The organism is Tenacibaculum piscium (assembly GCF_021390715.1).
Classification (GTDB): Bacteria; Bacteroidota; Bacteroidia; order Flavobacteriales; family Flavobacteriaceae; genus Polaribacter; species Polaribacter piscius.
Window position 1 is genome coordinate 67,547 of the sequence record NZ_JAJGWT010000004.1, and the last position, 22,021, is coordinate 89,567.

Genomic DNA, 22,021 nt, shown 5'->3' on the forward strand with positions numbered 1-22,021 from the left:
TTTCGTCATGCTGAATTTATTTCAGCATCGCATCAACAGGAAAACTACGGCAAATCAGAATGAAAAACATCAAAAAAATACCTATTAGGCTTGTTTTTATTTCTTTATCCAAAGAAATAACAAACCTCAACAAATACCTAAAACAGAAAAGACCGAAACAATAATGTTTCGGTCTTTTTTATATGTTTTACAAAAAAATCTTCGATTAATAATAGGTAAATCTACGAACTTTAGCGATGTGTTTTGCCAAACGCATTACTTGGTGCGAATATCCGTATTCGTTATCGTACCAAACATAGACAACAATTGTATCACCATCGGCGATAGTTGCTTTACTATCAAAAATTGATGGTGCAGTCGTTCCAATAATATCCGAAGAAACCAATTCATTATTCATTGAATATTGAATTTGTTCTACTAAATCGCCTTCTAAAGCATATTGCTTCATAATTGCATTTACCGCTTCAACAGTTGTTGTACTGTTTAATTGTAAGTTTAAAATAGCTAAAGAACCGTTTGGAACTGGTACACGAATTGCATTCGAAGTTAATTTTCCTTCTAAAGCTGGTAATGCTTTTGCAACGGCTTTTCCTGCGCCTGTTTCGGTAATTACCATGTTTAAAGCGGCTGCTCTACCTCTACGGTATTTACTGTGCATGTTATCCACTAAGTTCTGATCATTCGTATACGCATGAATCGTTTCTAAGTGTCCTTTTTTAATTCCGAAGTTATCTTCTAAGACTTTTAAGACTGGTGTAATTGCATTTGTTGTACAAGATGCTGCTGAAAAAATATCCACAATATCAGGATTATTTTCTTCATGATTTACACCGTGAACAATATTAGGAATTCCTTTTCCAGGGGCAGTTAATAATACTTTACTTGCTCCTTTTGGCACTAAATGACGGCTTAATGCTTCTTTATCTTTAAATGCTCCTGTGTTATCAATAATTAAGGCATCGTTAATTCCATAAGCGGTATAATCGATATCTTCTGGTTTTCCAGCAGAAATCATATATACAGTAGTTCCATTGATAATTAACGCATTGTTGTCAGCATCTACTTGAACAGTTCCTAAGAAATCTCCATGAACAGAATCGATACTTAATAAAGAGGCTCTTTTTTCTAAAACTGCTTCGTTAATTTCTCCACGAGTAACTACGGCTCTTAATCTTAATTGAGAACCTTTCCCCATTTTGCTCATTAACTCACGTGCTAACAAACGCCCGATACGACCAAAACCATATAAAACAACATCTTTTGGTTCAATTTCTTCCGCTTTAGTAGCATCTTTTAATTTATTTTTTACAAAAGATAATTTATCGGTTGTTGCATCATCTTGTAAATGATATTCGTACGCTAATTTACCGATATCTAATTTTGATGCTGGTAACTCAATATTTTGTATTGCTTTTGCTATTTCTAGAGCATCGTTTATTGAAATTGGTTTTGCTACAAATTGTTTTGCATAATCAATTAATTTTAAAACTTCGGATGCTCTTTTATCTACTAATTGGTTTCTAAATAAAACTAATTCGATTGATTTATCGTACCATAAATCGTTTACGATATTAATAAATTCAACGGTAGCTCTTCTTACTTGCGCTTGATTTACTACTTCTTTTTCGTAATTTGTTATTGTTGACATAGTTGTGTGTTAACTAAATTTAAAAAAATTTGACACAAAAATAATATAAAAATACTATAAACATAGGTTTTTCAAACAGCTTTTTAAAAGTTTTATCTGTTGCTATATATGTTAAAATCGGTAGCGTTCGATTTTTCCTGACGGACTTAATAGTTCTAAATACATTTGTTCATTTCCTGTGTAAGTATCTAGAATTGCTACGGCTTCTGAGGCGCTGATAATTTGTTTTCCATTTATTTTGGTTAAAATATAATTTGCTCCGACATTATAATATTGAAAACCTTTATTATTGGTTGCAATAATTTTAGCACCTCCTTTTATGTGGTATTTTTCTTTTTCTTCGGATGTTACATTTTTTAATTTCACACCAAAAGAGCGTGATGTAAAGGTATTTTTTTTGGTTAATTGTACTTTTTTGATAAGTATTTTTCCGTTTCTGTGTACGGTTAAATTAACATATTCGCCAGGACGTTTTGCAGTTAATTGTCCTTTTAAGTCAGAAAAAGTAATAATTTCAACATTGTTTACTTTGGTGATAACATCGCCTTTACGCAAACCTGAGGCTACTGCTTGACTATTTTTTTCAATTTCACCGATAAGTACGCCTTCTATATCTTTGATAGAATTATCAATACTAATTCCAATAATTGCTTCTTGAACTGTTCCAAATTCCAATAAATCATCGACTATTTTTTTGGCGATATTAGAAGGTACAGCAAAAGAATATCCTATAAAAGAGCCTGTTCTTGAAGAAATTGCGGTATTAATCCCGATTAATTCTCCGCTCGTATTTACCAATGCACCGCCACTATTTCCAGGATTTACAGCGGCATCGGTTTGAATAAAAGCATCTATATTTTTATTTCCGTCTAAATCTCGTCCTTTGGCGCTAATAATTCCTGCGGTTACGGTGGATGTTAAATTATATGGATTTCCGACTGCCAAAACCCATTCGCCAACTTTGATATTATCAGAATTACCAAAAGTTAAATTCGGTAAAACTTCGGGTGTTTCTACTTTTAAAAGGGCGATATCATTATTTTTATCGGTTCCAATTACGACAGCTTTTAATTTTTTTCGATTATTGAGTGTAATTTCAATTTCGGAAGCATCTTCAATTACGTGATTATTGGTAATAATATAGCCATCGGGCGAAATAATAACACCACTTCCCGTTCCTACTTGTTCATATTTTCGAATTTCATTTCTTCCAAATAATTGTGCAAATGGATTTTGTTGTGTTTTTACCGCGGTATTTTTCACGTGTACAACAGCGTGAACCGTTTTATCGGCAGCATCGGTAAAATCGGTGGGTGCTGACGAATTAATAGCCGTTTCTGGCATATAATTTACAGGAACACTATCCGAAGTAATTACTTTATTTTGGCGACTATTTTCTATAGAATTTTCGGTATTTATAGCTGATTTTTCAATAATTAGTGTATATCCTGAAAGTGCAATTACGCCTCCTAAGACTGCTATAAATAGCGTTTTAAGTATGTTTTTCATTTTGTTATGTATGTTGTTTTTAATTTGATTATAATAAAACGTACAAAATTTCACATCAACGTTTAGATACTACCAAAGATAGTATTTTTAACATTTTTATTAAAGTTTTAAAAAATTGTTTAACGTGTTTTTAACACTTAAAATTACGTTAAATCACATAAAACTAGATTGCTTAAAATATGTATATTTGCCTACTATGAATTTGACTTTTTATAAATACCAAGGAACTGGAAACGATTTTATTATCCTAGATAATCGAACTAAAGTATTTCCAAAAGACGACACGAAATTAATTAATAAATTGTGTCATCGACATTTTGGCGTGGGTGCTGATGGCTTAATTTTAATAGAAAACCACGCAACAACCGATTTTGAAATGTTTTATTTCAATGCTGATGCAAGCCAAACGATGTGCGGAAATGGCGGACGATGTGCAGTTGCTTTTGCTAAAAAGCTAAATATTATTGATAAAAAAACAACATTTACGGCTTTTGATGGCGAACATTATGCCGAAATAACCAACGATATTGTTTCTTTACAGATGATTGATGTTAGTGAAATTATCATCAAAAAAGACGCAGTTTTTACCAATACAGGCACACAGCATCATGTGGAATTAGTAGAAAATTTAGCTGATTATCCTGTGTATGAAAATGGTAAAAAAATCAGATATAACAACTACGGAATCCAAGGAAGTAACGTTAATTTTGTCGAACAAATAAACAACAATACCTTTAGAGTTCGAACCTATGAGAAAGGCGTAGAAGATGAAACCTTAGCCTGTGGAACAGGTGTTACGGCCGTTGCAATTGCCATGCACGCCACCAAAAAAACTACCGAAAATACCATAAAATTACCTGTTGAAGGCGGTTTGTTAGAAGTTCGTTTTCAAGAAAAAAATGGAAATTACACCAATATTTTCTTAACAGGAAAAGCCGAATTCGTTTTTAAAGGAGAAATTAAATTGTAACTAAATTTCATCTATATTTCATCAAAAAAAATGTAAATTAAATTTAAAATAGCTAAAAATGACAACTTTAAAAGGCGAAAATCTAACTTTAAGAGCCATCGAACCCGAAGATTTAGCCTTTCTTTTTGATATTGAAAACAACGAATCTTTTTGGGAAATTAGCCATACGCAAACACCATTTTCACGATTTGTTTTAAAACAATATCTCGAAAATGCACATTTAGATATTTATCAAGCAAAACAATTACGATTAGTTATTGAACTAATTATTGAAGATAAAAAAGAAGCCAAAAAAACAAAAAAAGCTATCGGAATGATTGACCTTTTTGATTTTAATCCGCAACATAAAAGAGCGGGAATTGGTATTTTAATTCATCCCGATTATCAACAAAAAGGATTCGCTTCTCAAGCTCTAAAATTATTGATAAATTACTGTTTTACACAGTTGCAAGTGCATCAATTATATGCAAATATTATCAGCGATAATCAAAAAAGTATCCAACTTTTTAACAAACACCATTTTAAACAAATTGGTATCAAAAAAGAATGGATTTTTAGTGATGAAAAATATAAAGACGAAATTTTATTTCAATTAATCAATAAATAATTTTAAATAATCGAATCGAATCCGTCAAACTGAATTTATTTCAGTTTCGCATCCTGATTCGCCACTGTTCTCCTATTGATGCGATGCTGAAATAAATTCAGCATGACGAGAATTTAGTTTTTATTTAATTTTTAAACAAGCTCTTAGAAATAATTTTATCAAAAACAAACATGAATAAGAAAATAATATACGGAATTATTGCGACTATCTTTTTAATTGGTGGAATTATTGGCTTTAATTTTTATCAGAAAATTTACGGAAAAGCAATTACTAAAAATGGCGCTGTTTATATAAAATCAAACGATACATTTGAAGATGTTAAAAAACAACTTGCTACTTATATTGACAAACCCGAAAATTTTAACTGGGTAGCCGATAAGAAAAAATTCACCAAACCTAAAGGTGGAAAATATCTGCTAAAAAAAGGCATGAACTTAAATGACGTTGTAAACTTATTGCGCAGCGGAAATCAAACGCCGATAAAATTGTCTTTTAACAATCAAGATTCTTTGGAAAAATTAGCACAACGAATTTCAGAACAAATTGAAGCCGATTCTAGCGATTTATTACAACAAATGATGAATGAAAAATTTTTATCAGAAAATAATTTTAATGAAAAATCAGCTTTAGGAATGTATATTCCTAATAGTTATGAATTTTACTGGAACACATCCGCAGAAAAATTTCGCGATAAAATGCTGACCGAATACAAGCGTTTTTGGAATTCGGAAAGATTAGAAAAAGCTAGAAAATTAAACTTATCAAAAAAAGAGGTAAGCACGTTAGCATCGATTGTTCAAAAAGAAACTGCTCAAAAAAGTGAACGCCCAATTGTGGCAGGTTTGTATTTAAATCGATTGCAAAATAATTGGCCATTACAAGCCGATCCAACCGTTATTTACTGCGTTAAACAGCTAAAAGGCGATGATTTTGACATAAAACGAGTATTAACAAAAGATCTTGAAATTGAATCGCCTTATAATACCTACAAAAATATAGGATTACCTCCTGCATTAATCGCAATGCCTGATGTTTCCGCAATTGATGCAGTTTTAAATCATCAAAAACACAATTACTATTATATGTGTGCAAGTGTCGAAAAAATAGGATTTCATGAATTTGCAAATTCCTTAGCACAACACAACAGAAATGCTGTCAAATATCAAAACTGGATACACAAAAAAGGAATTATACGTTAATGAAATGTTAAATAATTTTCCTTTTAATCTTACAAACACCTTACAATAATTAATTATTGTAAGGTGTTTTATTTTATTCTTTATTAAAATGATAAAATTTCAATCACTTTAACATACAAATATCTAAAATTAGGCATTTTAGTTACATTTTAAGTTAAAAAACACAATTTAATATAACATTTAGTTAATATTGTATCAATGTTAATATTATATTAAAACTAATTTTACATAAAATTAAAAAACCCTTCATTAATACTCGTTAAAAACCGCTATTAATTTTATGATATTCTCTAAAAAAACCTTTCAAAAACAAGCTGTAGCATTACTTACATTATGCTACTCTTATGGATTTAGTCAACAAGCTGAACCAGCGCTTCCTAAATCAAAAGTAAAAGAAACTGTAGCCTGTACTAAAGGATATAGTCATAAAAATCATAACGAACACGCTAGCCAAAACAGAATGGCTAGACCCGATTCTCCTAGTACTTTTGCTGCTTGGGCATCTTATGGTGGAGCTGACTTAGTCCGTGAATTGAAAGAAGCGACCGATTATGACACTAATTTAAGACCTCTTTTTGACTATGGTCAATACGGTGGCTCATTATTTTCTAGTGCCAATGTTAAAGCAGTTGCAGATGCTGTATATAATATTTCAGTCGCTTATGATGGTAGAGAATCTAGTGGAATGCTAGGAATGGTAACCTACTTACATTGCGCAGGATACCATGAATTTTTTCAAGCAGAAATAACCCTAGATGCAAATGCTAAAACTGCCTATAAATATGCAGTTCAATACCTTGCTAAAAACCCTCGATTATGGGATAATACAGAATATAACTTAGGTGTTTTAGACGAGTTTTTAGTAATGTGTGATTACGATGGTATAAGAGATAAAGATTTTGTATTAGATGTAATCAAAACAGCGATTCGTAATTTAACAGAAAATGATACTTGGAGAGAAGTTGTTGATAATCAACAAATGCTAACAAAATATATTTCTGCATACAACAGAATATTCTTCTTAATGTTTAGAGGAATGCAACCCGTAGATATTGAATATGAAGCATCCCTAAATAATGATCCTGAATTTTTACAATTATTATCAGATTTAGCTACGGATACTGAATTACGAGATGAAAATGAAGATTTAGCTTTAATGGTAAATAACGCTATTGGAGAAATGACTAGAACTGCTGATAGTTCAGATGTTTTAAAAGATCAAACAGAACCTTTTATTGCAGAAATTGCACAAAGTTATGAGCGATTAACACCTAACTGGTACAAATCTATTAAATCTATTAATGAATCAGGAAATTGTGCTAAATACAACTTATGTGAAAACATGGATGAGATAACAGCAGAAGTTGAAGCTATGCTTTTTCCTAATACTTGGACATTTGATGATGGACGTTTAAAAGTAAGAACTCCATTAGATTATAAAACAGTGCAAGAATTATACTACGCATCAAAACAAGTACAAACTCAGTTTTTTAGAGCTTTAGAAACTGATGAACCTGTTACTGGTGACATCAATGTAAACTTAAATATGGTGGTGTATGGTACGATGAAAAACTACCATGACTGGCAAACAATTTTAAACGGTTTAGCTACTAATAATGGAGGAATGTACATTGAAAGAGGTGCAACTTTTTATACCTACCAAAGAACATACGAAGAAAGTACGTTTAGTTTAGAGGAATTATTTAGACATGAATATGTACATTATTTACAAGGACGTTATATTGCTAATGGTTCTTGGGGTGAATCAGATTTTTATAAAGATGGGCGTTTAATTTGGTTTGAAGAAGGTATGGCAGAACATTTTGCAGGAAGTACCGATAATGACGGTGTTCGAATTAGAGAAAGCCAAGGTAGTTCTGTAAAAAATGAAGGTGCTAGTGAATATATGACCGTAAATGAAGTTTTAAATGCAAGCTATGCTGGTGGTTTTAAATTTTATAGATATGGAAACATGTTATGGTCGTATTGGTTTAAAAATGACATCAATACTGCGAGAAAACTTATAAACCTTGTTAGAGCCGATGACATCGCTGCTTTTGATACAGAAATCAACAGATTAGAATCAAGCTGGAGACTAGAATCAGATTTTAAAAATTACTTAAATAACGTAGTTATTGATGAAAATAATTGGTGGGAAGTAGTTACGCCTTGGGAAGTTGATGACTTTTTTGTTGTCGGAAATATTGCCGATATTGAAACAGAATTTGAGGCAATCACAGGGAAAGATGTTACCGTTACTTTAGATGCTTCTACCTCAATTAGACGATTTAAAGTAACAGGAAGTTTAACTTCTGGTCAATTTGAAACAGAATTAAACGAATTAATGACCCAATTAAAAGAAAGTCCTACCGTTAATAATTTTGACTATATCGGAGGATATTATAAAGAAGTTTCTGGTTCAAATGCAACATTTGTAATTACAGGTTCTTTAAGAGATGCTACTATAAGTGATGCTCCTATTGCTGATTTTTCAAGTGATTTACCATCAACTATCGTTGGCGGAAGCATTCAATTTACGAATGAATCTACAGGATATATTAATTCATATACTTGGTCTTTTCCAGGAGGAACGCCTAGTACAAGTACCGAAAAAAATCCTACGGTAGTGTATGGTTCTCCAGGGAATTATGATGTTACATTAACTGTTACAAGTGCTAAAAGCGGTAATAATACAAGAACAAAAAACACTTTTATAAAAGTACATGGCAAGAGTGACACAGATTATTGTCCAATAAGTATTGGTACAAAAGGTGTTGGTATTCATAGTGTTAAATTTAGCAATTTAGATAATGAAGATTTTGTTTATAACGAAGAAAGGTATTCTGATTATACATCATACGCTGCAGAAGTTAATTTAAACAAAACATACCCTATTGCTATTAAAGCAGAAATTGCTAGTTGGGATAAAAATAACATAAAAGCTTGGATTGACTGGAATCAAGATGGTGATTTTGAGGATGCAGAAGAGGAAGTTTATGCACATATAGGAGCCTTTAAAGAAGGAAGTGTAACAGTACCTTCAAATGCTGTTTTAGGGGTAACAAGAATGCGAGTACGTTATGGATATGATAAAGAAGTATTCGCTTGTGGAGAAGACTCTTATTTTGGAGAGGTTGAAGATTATTCAGTTATTGTAGGTATTGAAGCAAGTACCATTACCTGGACAGGAAACACAAGCACCGACTTTACAGATATCACAAACTGGAATACAAACACTGTTCCAACAAGTTATGACGATGTTATTATTCCTGCAGGATTAACAAAGTATCCTGTAATTGAAACTCCTACAGAAGTAAAAACTATTACAATTGCTTCAGGAGCTACTTTAATTGCCAATGCAGAATTAACAGGAACAGTAACGTATATTAGAAACTTAACAACTGACAATTGGTACTTAGTGGCTTCACCTTTAAAATATGAAACCATTGAAGAATTAAAAGAAAACAACACTTTTGCATCAGGAACAGGAACAAATATCGGACTTGCATCTTATAATAATGACGGAACAGTTTGGAATTATTTATCAAACAATTCTAAAGGGAATATTACTTCTGCACAGGGGTATTCTGTTAAATTAAACGGTGCTTCTAATTTAGTTTTTACAGGAAATATCAATTCAACAGCTGTGAATTATGGCATTACAAAAAATGTAAATGATTTTAATTTAATTGGAAATCCTTATACTTCATACGTTAAACTTGGTGATTTCTTTAAAGACAACGCCACGGGAACTGTTTTATCAGAAGCTACGATTTGGCTTTGGAATCAAGCAACAAATAGTTATGATTTAAAATTAGGTACTGCTGATGCAAATTATCAAATAGCTCCAGGACAAGGATTTTTTGTAAGTGCTGCAACTAATACTAATGTAACATTTAGCAAAGAAAATCAAAGTCATCAATCGGATACTTTTCAAAGACAAGCAAAAACTGAAATCAATTTAAGTGTAAGCGAAAATAATACGGTAAAATCTACCAAATTATATTATATCGACGGTACAACTACTGGTTTTGACAACGGTTATGACGGAACTGTCTTTGGAGGAACAACCACTAATTATGAACTTTATACACAGTTAGTAAGCGATAATAACGGTAAAAATTATGCCGTTCAATCATTGCCTACCAACAATTTAGAAAACACTATTGTTCCTATCGGATTGAAAGTAAGAGCTGGTAAAAAAGTAGAATTTTCAGTAAAAACAACGAATTTACCTGAAAATATAATCGTTTATTTAGAAGATAAAGAAAATAATACGTTCACGAATTTAAGTGAGGGAAATTACACAGTAACGGTAACAAAAGACGCTACGGAAATCGGTCAATTTTATCTTCATACCAAATCTAAAAGGTTAGACGCAAATCAAAATATTGCTTCTTTAAATAAATTAGCTGTTTATAAATCGTCTAAATCTACAGTAACAATTACTGGTTTAGAAGCTAAAAAAGCACGTGTAATCTTATATTCAATACAAGGAAAACAAGTATTCTCAACAGAAATTAAATCCAAAGAAAATGCGACTGTTAATTTACCAAAATTAGCTTCAGGTGTTTATTTAGTTAAAATAATTTCAGAAATAGGAGAAGTTAACAAGAAGATTATTTTATAATTTTTTATATTTTTATTTATTTTTTAGAGACGAAACAGGTTGCTTTTTAGCAACCTGTTTTATTTTTTAGAGTACCTTTTTAATTATTTATAGACTATTCTTAATTATTTATAATTGTTTTTAAAATGCCTTACAAGTTGTTTTCACTAAGAAAACAAGTACAAAAAACAGCGAAAAAAATAACAAAACAGCAACAATAACATAACTTTTAAAATTAGTTTTATTTTTGAAAAAATAGTGTACATTTGCACCGCAAAATAGAAAGATAGCTAATTATCAAGTATTTAGGAATTACATTTATAGGGTTTGTACTACTGATGAGTTTTACAACACCAAAAACAAAGATTGAAAAAACTACTACTACTCCAAAAAGAACAGGATATCCTGTTGAAGAATTGAGTTTCCCTTTTTTATTAAAAAACTTTGTTGGTTTTAAAGAAGCCTTGGCTTTTAAAGAATCACAAGGAAAATATCGAGTAATAAATACGCTTGGTTATTTAGGAAAATATCAATTTGGAAAAGAAACCTTAAAAAGATTTAGAATTTACAATATCAGTAATTTTCTTAAAACGCCAGAATTACAAGAAAAAGCATTTATCGCATATTGTCAGGTAAATAAATGGATTTTAAGAAAAGATATTAAACGAAGTGTTGGAAAAATTATCAATGGAACTAAAATTACAGAATCTGGGATTTTAGCGGCAGCTCATTTAAGCGGTGCTGGTAATGTTAAAAAATATTTACGTTCACATGGTGTTATTCGCTTTAATGATGCTTATGGAACCTCAATAAAATCATATATGAATGATTTTTCAGGATACGATGTTTCTCGTATTGATGCGAATAAAAAACCAACTCTTTAATCTCTTTAATTAAAACATAACAGATTTTAAACTATTTTACATCAAAAAAGACCACTTTATAAAGTGGTCTTTTTTTGATGTTTTTTTGATAATTCTTAATTATGATAATTTTCAATAATTAGGACTTATGAATGATAAAAATAGTCGGTCTTTTATGCAAATCTGTTTTTGTATTTTTCCATTCTTTTACCGTATATGTTTTAATATATTCTGATGGAAGCGTAATATCGCAGGCAACACAAACACGTGTATCCGCCGATAATGTATTTCTTAAATCATCTAACATTTTTTCATTTCGATACGGCGTTTCAATAAATATTTGCGATTGATTTTTAACATTTGAAAGCTTTTCCAGGTCTTTAATCGCTCTTTTTCTTTCTGATTTATCAATAGGTAAATACCCATTAAAGGCAAAGTTTTGACCATTCATTCCCGAACCCATCATCGCCATTAAAATAGAAGAAGGACCTACTAACGGCACTACTTGAACTCCTTTTTCGTGAGCTAATTTCACAATACTTGCCCCAGGATCAGCAACTGCAGGAACACCTGCATCGGAAAGTAACCCGATAGAAATTCCTTTCTCACAAGTATCTAAATAATGTTGTATTTCAATGTCATTTGAATATTTATCTAACAACAATAATTCTAAAGCAGGTTGCGATTTATGAGGTGTAATTTTTTTAATAAATGCTCTTGCTGATTTTTCATTTTCTACAATAAAATAATCAAGATGTTCAATTACTTTTTTAACAGAAATAGGCATTACCTCTAAAGGTTCGGTATCGCCTAACGTCGTTGGAATTAAGTATAATTTACCTTTCATTATTTTCTAATTTTGAAGCGATGATTTCACACGCTTTATCTAACATTTTATATACATTTTCGAAGCCTTGATTTCCGCCATAATACGGATCAGGAACTTCGTTATTTTCAGCAGCAATTTCATTCAAAATCATGGTTACTTTTTCAATTTCTGCTGATGTCGTTGCCATTGCAATAATGTTCTTATAATTTTGCAAATCCATCGCATAAATTACATCAAATTCATTAAAATCTGATTTTTTAAATTGACGTGAGCGTTGTTTTGTAATATCGATACCGTATTTTTGAGCAACTTCAACCGATCTTTTATCGGGCGTTTCGCCAACATGATGTGCCGATGTTCCTGCAGAATCGACTGTAAAAGATTCATTTAATTTTGAAGCTAAAATACCTTGTGCCAATGGCGAACGGCAAATATTCCCCAAACAAACCATCAGTATTTTATATTTTTGTTTTTTTTTGATTGACATAGTAATTAAAGTGCTAATTTTGATGTTAATTCATCAACATATTTTTTAAATTGCTTGTCTGTTTCTCTTAAATTATCGACTGTTTTACAGGCGTGTAATACGGTGGCGTGATCTCGCTTACCAATCTGACTTCCAATACTTGCCAAAGATAATTTAGTTAATCTTTTAGCAAAATACATCGCCAATTGACGTGCCTGAACAATGTGTCTTTTACGTGTTTTCGATTGTAAAGTTGCCACATCCATATCAAAATATTTTGAAACTACTTTTTGAATATATTCAATAGAGATTTCTCGTTTGGTATTTTTAACAAATTTATCAACAATTTCTCTAGCCAATGAAACGGTAAATTCTCTTTTATTAAAAGAAGCTTGAGCGATCATCGAAATAATTACACCTTCTAATTCTCGCACATTTGCTTTTACATTTTTGGCGATATATTCAATAACATCTTCAGGCATTTCAAGCCCATCTCGATACAATTTATTTTGAAGAATAGACACACGTGTTTCAAAAGAGGGTGCTTGTAATTCTGCGGATAATCCCCATTTAAAACGAGATAATAATCGTAATTCGATATCTTTCATATCCACGGGTGCTTTATCCGAGGTTAAAATTACCTGTTTTCCATTTTGATGTAAATGATTAAAAATATGAAAAAACACTTCTTGCGTACCTGTTTTTCCTGATAAAAATTGGACATCATCAATAATTAAAACATCGACCATTTCATAGAAATGAATAAAATCGTTTCGAGTATTCGATTTTACGGAATCAACAAATTGCTGGGTAAATTTTTCTGAAGAAATATATAAAACTGTTTTATCAGGATATTTATCTTTTACCTCAACGCCAATTGCTTGAACCAAGTGTGTTTTTCCGAGTCCAACGGGTCCATAAACCAACAGCGGATTAAACGATGTTCCTCCAGGCTTATTGGCAACTGCCATTCCTGCTGAACGTGCCAATCTATTGGCGGCACCTTCAATATAATTAACAAAATTATAGTTCGGATTTAGTTGTGATTCTATCTTAACTTTCTGTAAACCAGGAATTACAAAAGGATTTTTAAGTTCTCTTTTAGCCCCCGTAGGAACGGCTACTTTTTGAGGCTTTACAGCCCTGCGATTAGAACTAGGGATTTTAACTATTTGCGGACTATTACTACTGTACGTATTTTCCATACGCACATCATAAATTAACTTTGCATCATTCCCTAATTGTTTAACCAACGCAACTCTTAATAATTTAAGATAATGCTCTTCTAGCCATTCATAAAAAAATTTACTAGGTACTTGAACTGTAAGAGCTTCTTCCGCCAACTTAACAGGTTTAATTGGCTCAAACCAAGTTTTATATGCCTGGGGTTTAATGTTATCTTTGATGAAAAACAAACATTCATTCCAAACTGAATCAGCAGTTTTAGTCATGTGTGTTAAAAACAATTTTAGGTGTTAATTTTAATCTGTTTTATAAGGATTAGAGGGTTGCCATAACAGACTGCAAAAATGTGAATAAAATTCAGGATAAAAAAACCAATCCCCTATTGGTTCTTAATTATTATTTGCGTAATGTTATTGTGAATTAAACACAAAATATACTTTGAAAAAAAACAACACTACCATTCGAGTTCGCTATGCTGAAACAGATCAAATGGGCGTAGTTTACCACGGTAATTATGCACAATATTTAGAAGTCGGACGTACTGAATTACTACGTTCTATGGGCATTACTTACAAAAACATGGAACTTTCAGGAGTAATGCTTCCTGTTATTTCATTGTCCTGTAATTTCAAAAAATCGGCTTTATATGATGATGAAATAACCATTACAACTAGCATCAAAAAAATGCCTGCCGTTAAGATAGAATTTGACTATGAAATAACAAATCAGCACAACGAATTAATTGCGACCGCTAAGACAACCTTAGCATTTATGAACAAAAAAATTAAAAAACCAATGCGTTGTCCTGAATATATTTTAGAAAAATTAACAGAATAACACGGTATAATTAGCCGAATCAATTTCTAAAATCAACAAAAAGTAGGTAAAAAAAATCATAAAAACGTATAAAAAAGTAAAAATCAATGAAAATATATACGAAAACAGGCGACAAAGGCACTACTGCTTTATTCGGCGGAACTCGTGTTGCAAAACATCATTTACGCATTGAAAGTTATGGTACAGTCGATGAATTAAATTCTTATATCGGCTTAATCAGAGATAAAAACAACACTGAAAATAATACTGAAAACACCGATAAAAATAGCACTAAAAACATTCAAAAAACGTTACTTAAAATCCAAGGTGATTTATTCATTTTAGGAGCAATGCTTGCTACACCTCCCGAAAAAGAAACGTTAAAGAATGGTAAAAAACGCTTAAATATTGATACAATAACCGATGGTTCTATTCAATTTTTAGAAGATGAAATTGACGCAATGAATGCCGATTTACCACAAATGACTCATTTTATTTTACCTGGCGGACACGAAACTGTGTCATTTTGTCATATAGCGAGATGTGTATGTCGTAGAGCGGAACGTTTATCGGTGGCTTTACACGAAGAAGAAGCGATTGATTTAGCTATTTTAAGTTATTTAAACCGACTTTCTGACTACTTATTTGTACTGGCACGAAAATTGACCAAAAACTTAAAAGTAACGGAGGTTAAATGGACTCCTGAAAAACGATAAAAACAATAAAAAAACACTTGGCTTATTACAAATAAAAAATTATTTTTGTAATAATCTTTACTTAAACAGATAAAAAAAATGTACTGGACACTTGAACTAGCCTCATATTTAGCAGATGCACCTTGGCCTGCCACGAAAGACGAATTAATCGATTATGCTATTCGTACGGGAGCACCCCTAGAAGTGGTTGAAAACTTACAAGACATTGAGGATGAAGGTGATTCTTATGATTCAATCGTTGAGATTTGGCCTGATTATCCGACAGAAGAAGATTATCTTTGGAACGAGGACGAATACTAAGAATACAAATATAAGAAGTCTCTTTTAAGAGGCTTTTTTTTTGCTTACTTTTAAGCATCAAATTACATACCTATAATAGACTTATCAAAGACTTATAATAACGGTTAATAAGTCATAAAAAAATATTTTAAAAATGAGCGTGTTAAACTCGATTCTAAAAATTTTTGTTGGTGATAAACAACAAAAAGACCTCAAATCTTTACAACCAATTGTTGAAAAAGTACGATATTTCGAAAATTCATTAAGTGGTTTATCAAACGATGGATTACGAACGAAAACTATCGAATTTAAAACTAAAATTAATGATGCTACAAAATCTTTTACACAAGAAATTGCAAAATTAGAAGAAGAAGTTTTAACTGCGGATATCGATCGTCAAGAAGAAATTTATACTAAAATTGACAAATTAAAAGACGAAGCATACGAAAAATCAGAAGCTGTTTTATTAGACATTATGCCTGAAGCTTTTGCCGTAGTTAAAGAAACCGCAAAACGATTTACTCAAAATGAAGCCGTTGAAGTAACCGCTTCTGCTTTTGATAGAGAATTATCAGCAACAAGAGCCCACGTTACCTTACAAGATGAGAAAGCTTTTTGGGCAAGTTCTTGGGATGCTGCGGGTAAAGAAGTTGCTTGGGATATGATTCATTATGATGTCCAATTAATTGGTGGGTCTGTTTTACATCAAGGTAAAATTGCCGAAATGATGACTGGTGAAGGGAAAACATTAGTGTCTACCCTACCCGTTTATTTGAACGCCCTAACAGGGAACGGTGTACATGTTGTAACGGTAAATGATTACTTAGCAAAACGAGATAGAGCGTGGATGGCGCCTATTTTTGAATTCCACGGATTATCTACGGATTGTGTTGATTTTCATCAGCCAAACTCCGAAGAACGTAGAAAAGCGTATAATGCCGATATCACCTACGGAACAAATAACGAATTTGGTTTCGATTATTTACGTGATAATATGGCATCATCAAAAGATGATTTAGTACAAAGAGCGCCTAATTATGCCATTATTGATGAAGTCGATTCTGTTTTAATTGATGATGCTCGTACCCCTTTAATTATTTCTGGACCTGTACCACAAGGAGATCGTCATGAATTTAACGAGTTAAAACCGCTAGTTGCCGACTTAGTCGCTATTCAAAATAAATATTTAGTAGGCGTTTTAGCAGAAGCTAAAAAATTATTAAAAGCTGGCGACGAAAAAGAAGGTGGTTTCTTATTATTTAGAGTTTACAGAGGACTTCCTAAAAATAAAGCCTTAATTAAGTTTTTATCTCAAGAAGGAACCAAACAAATTCTTCAAAAGACCGAAAACTTTTATATGCAAGACAATAATAAGTTAATGCCTCAGGTAGATAACGAATTATGGTTTACCGTAGAAGAAAAAAATAATCAAATTGATTTAACCGATAAAGGAATTAATCATTTATCAGAAAAAACACAAAATAATACATTTTTCGTATTGCCTGATATTAGTGTTATCGTTGGTCAAATTGACAAAAGCGATGATGCTCCTGAAGATAAAGCCAATAAAAAAGAAGCGTTATATCGTGATTTTAGCGTAAAAAGTGAACGTATTCATACCATGAATCAACTTTTAAAAGCATACACTGTTTTTGAAAAAGATGTGGAATACGTAGTGATGGACAACAAAGTAATGATTGTTGATGAACAAACGGGACGTATTATGGATGGTCGTCGTTATTCTGATGGATTGCATCAAGCCTTAGAAGCAAAAGAAAATGTAAACATCGAAGATGCTACCCAAACTTTTGCAACCGTTACCTTACAGAATTACTTTAGAATGTATCGCAAATTATCTGGAATGACAGGTACGGCAATTACAGAATCTGGAGAATTTTGGGAAATTTATAAATTAGATGTTGTTGAAATTCCAACAAACAGACCTATCCAAAGAGATGATAAAGAAGATTTAGTTTACAAAACTACCCGTGAAAAATACAACGCCGTTATTGAAGATGTTGTAAAATTATCAAACGCAGGTCGTCCAGTACTTATCGGAACAACATCCGTAGAAATATCAGAATTATTAGGAAGAATGTTACAAATGCGTAAAATTCCTCATAATATATTAAATGCAAAATTACACAAAAAAGAAGCCGACGTAGTTGCCGAAGCTGGAAAACCTGGTATTGTAACCATTGCTACCAACATGGCAGGTCGTGGTACAGATATTAAATTATCCGAAGAAGTTAAAGCCTCTGGAGGTTTGGCAATTGTAGGTACAGAACGTCATGATTCTCGTCGTGTTGACCGTCAGTTACGTGGTCGTGCAGGTCGTCAGGGAGATGTTGGTTCAACCCAATTTTATGTGGCTTTGGATGATAATTTAATGCGTTTATTTGGTTCTGATAGAATTGCCAAAATGATGGACAGAATGGGCTTAAAAGATGGGGAAGTAATTCAACATTCGATGATTTCAAAATCTATTGAAAGAGCGCAAAAGAAAGTCGAGGAAAACAATTTTGGTATTCGTAAGCGTTTATTAGAATATGATGACATTATGAATGCACAACGTGAATTTGTTTACAAACGTCGTCGTCATGCCTTAGATGGAAAACGTTTACAGATTGATATCGCCAACATGATTTATGATACCTGTAATTCTATCGTAACTCAAAATAAAGCCAATAACGATTACAAAAATTTCGAGTTCGAATTGATTCGTTTCTCTGCAATGACTTCTCCTTTTTCAGAAGAAGAATTCAATAAGTTAACTGCACAAGAAATAATCGATAAATTATATGTTATTGTTTCGGCACATTATAAAAATGATACCGAACGACACGCACATACGGCTTTTCCTGTCATCAAAAATGTTTTTGAAACCGAAGGCGACCGCTACGAACGCATCATTGTTCCTTTTACTGATGGTTCAAAAACATTACAAGTGGTAACCAACTTAAAGGAAGCGTACGAATCGGAAGGAAAATCATTGGTGAACGATTTTGAAAAAAATATTACGTTATCAATTATTGATGAAAACTGGAAAGATCATTTACGTAAAATGGACGAACTAAAACAAACCGTTCAAAATGCAACCTACGAACAAAAAGACCCGTTATTAGTTTATAAATTTGAAGCTTTTGAGTTATTTCAAGCAACGGTTGATACAATAAATAAAGAAGTTTTATCTTTCTTATTTAAAGGACATTTACCAAGCCAAGATGTCGATCAAGTAACAGAAGCTCCTGAACAACAAGAAATTCAGCAATTAGATACTCGTAAAGAGGAAGTTCAAAATTCTTCGCAACAAGCGATGAATAGCGCTCGTAATCAGCAAACGCAAGAAGAATTACCAATTACAGAAACAATTGTACGTGAAGAACCGAAAGTTGGACGTAACGAAAAAGTTGTCATCAAAAATGTGATGAACGGCGAACAAAAAGAAGTGAAATATAAACAAGCAATTCCGCTATTAGAAGCAGGAACTTGGGTATTGGTTTCTTAAAATAATATAGTATAAAAATCTAAAAAAGCTCGGTGAAAACTGAGCTTTTTTTGGTTTTATAGATATCGTTTTAATGATTCTAGAATCACTTTTTACATTTACAAAACTATTTGATTACCAATACTTCACAAATAATTCTCTTTAAAAACATATTCAAAAAGTATATTTGATAAAACACAGCAAGTGTCGTTAATATCGTTTAAGTATCCTTTTTAAGATGAAAAAAAAGATGAAAAAAAATTCGAAAAGAGCTTTAGAAATTGCCGTTATTTCCGACCTTCACCTTGGTACTTACGGATGTCGTGCCAATGAATTGCACAATTATTTAAAATCTATAAATCCAAAAATTTTAATTTTAAATGGTGATATTATTGATATTTGGCAATTCAAAAAAAGTTATTTTCCAAAATCTCACATGAAGATTATTAAGCAATTAATGTCTTTTATCACCTCGGGAACAAAAGTATATTACATCACAGGAAATCATGATGAAATGTTTCGAAAATTTAAAGGATTTCGACTTGGAAGTTTTGAAATTGTCAATAAACTCGTTCTGGATATTGATGGAAAAAAAGGCTGGTTTTTTCATGGCGATGTGTTTGATGTTACCATGCAACATTCAAAATGGCTGGCAAAATTAGGAAGCATTGGCTACAATATTTTAATTCTGATAAATACTGCCGTTAATTGGTCTAGCAACAAACTCGGATATGGAAAATTATCCTTTTCTAAGAAGATAAAAAACAGCGTAAAAGGTGCGGTAAAATTCATCAATGATTTTGAAACAACGGCTTCAGACATCGCTATTTCTAGCAATTATGATTACGTAGTATGCGGACATATACATCAGCCTGAAATAAGAATTATACAAAATGAAGAAGGTGAAACTACGTATTTAAACTCTGGTGATTGGATTGAAAATTTATCAGCCTTAGAATATACCGATAAAACGTGGTCATTATATGAATACGAAAAAGATGAAATCGCCCAAAAATTAGACGACCGATTAAATAGTAATGAAGTCGAATTTTTAGACGCAGAAAGTAGTAATAACAAACTTTTTGAAGAACTTTTAAAAGAGTTTAACATCAACAAATAACAAAATTTACACTTATGAAAATTTTATACGCTTTTCAGGGAACAGGAAACGGACATGCAAGTAGAGCTACTGAAATACTCCCTTATTTACAACAAAAAGGAGAAGTCGATGTGTTAATTAGTGGCTACCAATGTGATTTAGCACTTCCTTTTGAAGTGAAATATAAATATTATGGTTTGAGTTTTATCTTCGGAGAAAAAGGCGGTATCGACTTTTGGGAAACTATCAAAAAAGCAAAACTTAAAAATTTATTCAATGAAATTAAATCAGTTCCGATAGAACAATACGACTTAATTATTAATGATTTTGAACCCATAACCGCTTGGGCTAGCAAATTTAAAAACACTCCGATTATTTCATTAAGTCATCAAAGTGCGGTACTCGATAAAAATGCGCCAAAATATGGAACGCTTAGGCTAGAAAGACTTATTTTAAAATATTATGCACCCGTAAAAAAGAAATTCGGATTTCATTTTAAAAGCTATTCCTCAAAAATATTTACGCCAATCATACGCAAAAAAATAAGACATAGCACTGTTGTTAATAAAGGACATTATACCGTCTATCTTCCTGCTTATGGTGATAAAAAAATCATCAAAATTCTCTCTAAAATTGACGATATTAAATGGGAAGTATTCTCGAAACATACCAAAGAAAATATCATCAAAAATAATGTGATTATAAAACCAATAAATGGCGATAGTTTTATGAAAAGCATCAGTTCTTGTAAAGGCGTTATCTGTGGAGCAGGTTTTGAAACTCCTGCAGAAGCCTTGTTTTTAAAGAAAAAATTATTGGTAATTCCGATGAAAAATCAATATGAACAACAATGCAACGCACTTTCATTAAAAGAAATGGGCGTTACCGTTTTAAAAAATTTCAACAAAAAACAAGTCTTAAAAATTACTCGATGGACAGCATCTAAAGAAATTATTAACGTAAATTATCCTGATGCTACCCAAGATATTTTAGACAGCGTTTTAGCTCCTTATTATAATCAAAATTACAATTCGCAAACAACACTTCCCGTTGCTACCATTGTATAGTTTCTTGGTTTACACTTTTCAAAAATGCATTGGTTTTTGAAAAGTGTTTACTTCCAAACCAACCTCGCCAAGCTCCTAATGGAGACGGATGCGGTGCTTTCAAAACAATATGTTTCTCTAAATTGATGATACTTCCTTTTTTTTCGGCAAATTTTCCCCAAAGTAAAAAAACCACGCCCGTTTTCTCTTCGGATATTTTTTGAATAACAGCATCTGTAAAGGTTTCCCAACCTTGTTTTTGATGACTTCCTGCCTCGCCTTCTCGAACCGTTAAAGTTGCATTTAACAACAAAACTCCCTGCTTTGCCCAACGAGATAAATCACCAGAAATAGGCGGTGGAATTTGCATATCAGCTTCGATTTCCTTGAAAATATTCACCAATGACGGCGGATGCTTAACGCCATCTTGAACCGAAAAACACAAACCATTTGCTTGCCCTTTTCCGTGATACGGATCTTGTCCAATAATAACGACTTTTAACGCATCAAAAGAACAATCAGTAAAAGCTTTGAAAATATCTTTTTTATCAGGAAAACAAGTATTCTTTTTAAATTCAAAAGCTACAAAATCAGCTAAATCTTTAAAATACGGTTTCTCTAATTCTGTTTTTAAAATATTTTTCCAATTATCAGGAATATTTAACACCATTGTTTGTTATTTTTGCTTCGGTT

General features: G+C 31.9%; 17 protein-coding genes. 11 read left to right on the top strand and 6 right to left on the bottom strand.

The window, feature by feature from the left end; all coding sequences use genetic code 11:
- Positions 1 to 205: 205 nt before the first annotated feature.
- Positions 206 to 1,648, bottom strand: a complete 1,443-nt coding sequence (locus tag L0U77_RS05395; protein ID WP_193706598.1) for a glyceraldehyde-3-phosphate dehydrogenase — start codon at positions 1,646 to 1,648, stop codon at positions 206 to 208.
- A gap of 111 nt (positions 1,649 to 1,759) precedes the next feature.
- Positions 1,760 to 3,157 (bottom strand): trypsin-like peptidase domain-containing protein, encoded by a 1,398-nt coding sequence (locus L0U77_RS05400; RefSeq protein WP_193699842.1) that lies wholly within the window; start codon positions 3,155 to 3,157, stop codon positions 1,760 to 1,762.
- A 196-nt stretch (positions 3,158 to 3,353) separates the two neighbouring features.
- On the opposite strand from L0U77_RS05400, the gene dapF reads away from it, so the two are divergent.
- The 5 genes from dapF to L0U77_RS05425 all read left to right on the top strand — a co-directional run bounded on the left by dapF (position 3,354) and on the right by L0U77_RS05425 (position 11,426).
- A complete protein-coding gene (gene dapF, locus L0U77_RS05405; protein ID WP_233900853.1) occupies positions 3,354 to 4,127 on the top strand; it encodes a diaminopimelate epimerase in 774 nt (257 codons plus the stop codon).
- Positions 4,128 to 4,185: 58 nt separating this feature from the next.
- On the top strand, positions 4,186 to 4,734 hold the full coding sequence (locus L0U77_RS05410; RefSeq protein ID WP_101916972.1) for a GNAT family N-acetyltransferase: 549 nt from the start codon (positions 4,186 to 4,188) through the stop codon (positions 4,732 to 4,734).
- A gap of 170 nt (positions 4,735 to 4,904) precedes the next feature.
- On the top strand, positions 4,905 to 5,933 hold the full coding sequence (mltG, locus tag L0U77_RS05415; RefSeq protein WP_233897735.1) for an endolytic transglycosylase MltG: 1,029 nt from the start codon (positions 4,905 to 4,907) through the stop codon (positions 5,931 to 5,933).
- Between the two features lie 280 nt (positions 5,934 to 6,213).
- A complete protein-coding gene (locus L0U77_RS05420) occupies positions 6,214 to 10,563 on the top strand; it encodes a collagenase (protein ID WP_233900854.1) in 4,350 nt (1,449 codons plus the stop codon).
- Between the two features lie 317 nt (positions 10,564 to 10,880).
- Positions 10,881 to 11,426: a peptidoglycan-binding protein LysM gene (locus L0U77_RS05425; protein ID WP_233884207.1), complete on the top strand. Its 546-nt coding sequence runs from the start codon at positions 10,881 to 10,883 to the stop codon at positions 11,424 to 11,426.
- Between the two features lie 118 nt (positions 11,427 to 11,544).
- Here L0U77_RS05425 and L0U77_RS05430 read toward each other — a convergent pair whose 3' ends face one another.
- Genes L0U77_RS05430 through dnaA form a run of 3 tightly spaced genes read right to left on the bottom strand, consistent with a single transcriptional unit; the run spans position 11,545 to position 14,151 of the window.
- Positions 11,545 to 12,252 carry an SAM-dependent methyltransferase gene (locus tag L0U77_RS05430; protein WP_101916968.1) on the bottom strand — a complete coding sequence of 236 codons (708 nt, stop codon included), beginning with the start codon at positions 12,250 to 12,252 and terminating at the stop codon, positions 11,545 to 11,547.
- The gene (locus L0U77_RS05435) at positions 12,242 to 12,721 is read right to left on the bottom strand and encodes a low molecular weight protein-tyrosine-phosphatase (RefSeq protein ID WP_233884208.1); all 480 of its coding nucleotides are present in this window, start codon (positions 12,719 to 12,721) and stop codon (positions 12,242 to 12,244) included. The genes L0U77_RS05430 and L0U77_RS05435 overlap by 11 nt, the downstream gene beginning before the upstream one ends.
- A gap of 5 nt (positions 12,722 to 12,726) precedes the next feature.
- Positions 12,727 to 14,151 carry a chromosomal replication initiator protein DnaA gene (dnaA, locus tag L0U77_RS05440; protein WP_101916967.1) on the bottom strand — a complete coding sequence of 475 codons (1,425 nt, stop codon included), beginning with the start codon at positions 14,149 to 14,151 and terminating at the stop codon, positions 12,727 to 12,729.
- Between the two features lie 172 nt (positions 14,152 to 14,323).
- On the opposite strand from dnaA, the gene L0U77_RS05445 reads away from it, so the two are divergent.
- The 6 genes from L0U77_RS05445 (at position 14,324) to L0U77_RS05470 (ending at position 21,349) form a co-directional block, all read left to right on the top strand.
- Positions 14,324 to 14,722 carry an acyl-CoA thioesterase gene (locus L0U77_RS05445; protein WP_233884211.1) on the top strand — a complete coding sequence of 133 codons (399 nt, stop codon included), beginning with the start codon at positions 14,324 to 14,326 and terminating at the stop codon, positions 14,720 to 14,722.
- Between the two features lie 86 nt (positions 14,723 to 14,808).
- Positions 14,809 to 15,417 (top strand): cob(I)yrinic acid a,c-diamide adenosyltransferase, encoded by a 609-nt coding sequence (locus tag L0U77_RS05450; RefSeq protein ID WP_233884214.1) that lies wholly within the window; start codon positions 14,809 to 14,811, stop codon positions 15,415 to 15,417.
- A gap of 78 nt (positions 15,418 to 15,495) precedes the next feature.
- Positions 15,496 to 15,717, top strand: a complete 222-nt coding sequence (locus tag L0U77_RS05455) for a DUF2795 domain-containing protein (protein WP_101916964.1) — start codon at positions 15,496 to 15,498, stop codon at positions 15,715 to 15,717.
- Between the two features lie 133 nt (positions 15,718 to 15,850).
- Positions 15,851 to 19,204, top strand: coding sequence for a preprotein translocase subunit SecA (gene secA / locus L0U77_RS05460; RefSeq protein ID WP_101916963.1), 3,354 nt, complete (start codon positions 15,851 to 15,853; stop codon positions 19,202 to 19,204).
- A 229-nt stretch (positions 19,205 to 19,433) separates the two neighbouring features.
- The gene (locus L0U77_RS05465) at positions 19,434 to 20,303 is read left to right on the top strand and encodes a UDP-2,3-diacylglucosamine diphosphatase (protein ID WP_233897741.1); all 870 of its coding nucleotides are present in this window, start codon (positions 19,434 to 19,436) and stop codon (positions 20,301 to 20,303) included.
- A gap of 14 nt (positions 20,304 to 20,317) precedes the next feature.
- Positions 20,318 to 21,349 carry a glycosyltransferase family protein gene (locus tag L0U77_RS05470; RefSeq protein WP_233897743.1) on the top strand — a complete coding sequence of 344 codons (1,032 nt, stop codon included), beginning with the start codon at positions 20,318 to 20,320 and terminating at the stop codon, positions 21,347 to 21,349.
- Here L0U77_RS05470 and ung read toward each other — a convergent pair.
- Positions 21,336 to 21,998 carry a uracil-DNA glycosylase gene (gene ung / locus L0U77_RS05475; RefSeq protein WP_233897744.1) on the bottom strand — a complete coding sequence of 221 codons (663 nt, stop codon included), beginning with the start codon at positions 21,996 to 21,998 and terminating at the stop codon, positions 21,336 to 21,338. The two genes, L0U77_RS05470 and ung, sit on opposite strands and share 14 nt — an antisense overlap.
- Positions 21,999 to 22,021 lie beyond the last annotated feature (23 nt).

What these genes read in the sequence shown, in the direction of transcription:
- L0U77_RS05395 (WP_193706598.1), bottom strand. Translation starts at nt 1,648, where the DNA reads ATGTCAACAATAACAAATTACGAAAAAGAAGTAGTAAATCAAGCGCAA.
- L0U77_RS05400 (WP_193699842.1), bottom strand. Translation starts at nt 3,157, where the DNA reads ATGAAAAACATACTTAAAACGCTATTTATAGCAGTCTTAGGAGGCGTA.
- dapF (WP_233900853.1), top strand. Translation starts at nt 3,354, where the DNA reads ATGAATTTGACTTTTTATAAATACCAAGGAACTGGAAACGATTTTATT.
- L0U77_RS05410 (WP_101916972.1), top strand. Translation starts at nt 4,186, where the DNA reads ATGACAACTTTAAAAGGCGAAAATCTAACTTTAAGAGCCATCGAACCC.
- mltG (WP_233897735.1), top strand. Translation starts at nt 4,905, where the DNA reads ATGAATAAGAAAATAATATACGGAATTATTGCGACTATCTTTTTAATT.
- L0U77_RS05420 (WP_233900854.1), top strand. Translation starts at nt 6,214, where the DNA reads ATGATATTCTCTAAAAAAACCTTTCAAAAACAAGCTGTAGCATTACTT.
- L0U77_RS05425 (WP_233884207.1), top strand. Translation starts at nt 10,881, where the DNA reads ATGAGTTTTACAACACCAAAAACAAAGATTGAAAAAACTACTACTACT.
- L0U77_RS05430 (WP_101916968.1), bottom strand. Translation starts at nt 12,252, where the DNA reads ATGAAAGGTAAATTATACTTAATTCCAACGACGTTAGGCGATACCGAA.
- L0U77_RS05435 (WP_233884208.1), bottom strand. Translation starts at nt 12,721, where the DNA reads ATGTCAATCAAAAAAAAACAAAAATATAAAATACTGATGGTTTGTTTG.
- dnaA (WP_101916967.1), bottom strand. Translation starts at nt 14,151, where the DNA reads ATGACTAAAACTGCTGATTCAGTTTGGAATGAATGTTTGTTTTTCATC.
- L0U77_RS05450 (WP_233884214.1), top strand. Translation starts at nt 14,809, where the DNA reads ATGAAAATATATACGAAAACAGGCGACAAAGGCACTACTGCTTTATTC.
- L0U77_RS05455 (WP_101916964.1), top strand. Translation starts at nt 15,496, where the DNA reads ATGTACTGGACACTTGAACTAGCCTCATATTTAGCAGATGCACCTTGG.
- secA (WP_101916963.1), top strand. Translation starts at nt 15,851, where the DNA reads ATGAGCGTGTTAAACTCGATTCTAAAAATTTTTGTTGGTGATAAACAA.
- L0U77_RS05465 (WP_233897741.1), top strand. Translation starts at nt 19,434, where the DNA reads ATGAAAAAAAATTCGAAAAGAGCTTTAGAAATTGCCGTTATTTCCGAC.
- L0U77_RS05470 (WP_233897743.1), top strand. Translation starts at nt 20,318, where the DNA reads ATGAAAATTTTATACGCTTTTCAGGGAACAGGAAACGGACATGCAAGT.
- ung (WP_233897744.1), bottom strand. Translation starts at nt 21,998, where the DNA reads ATGGTGTTAAATATTCCTGATAATTGGAAAAATATTTTAAAAACAGAA.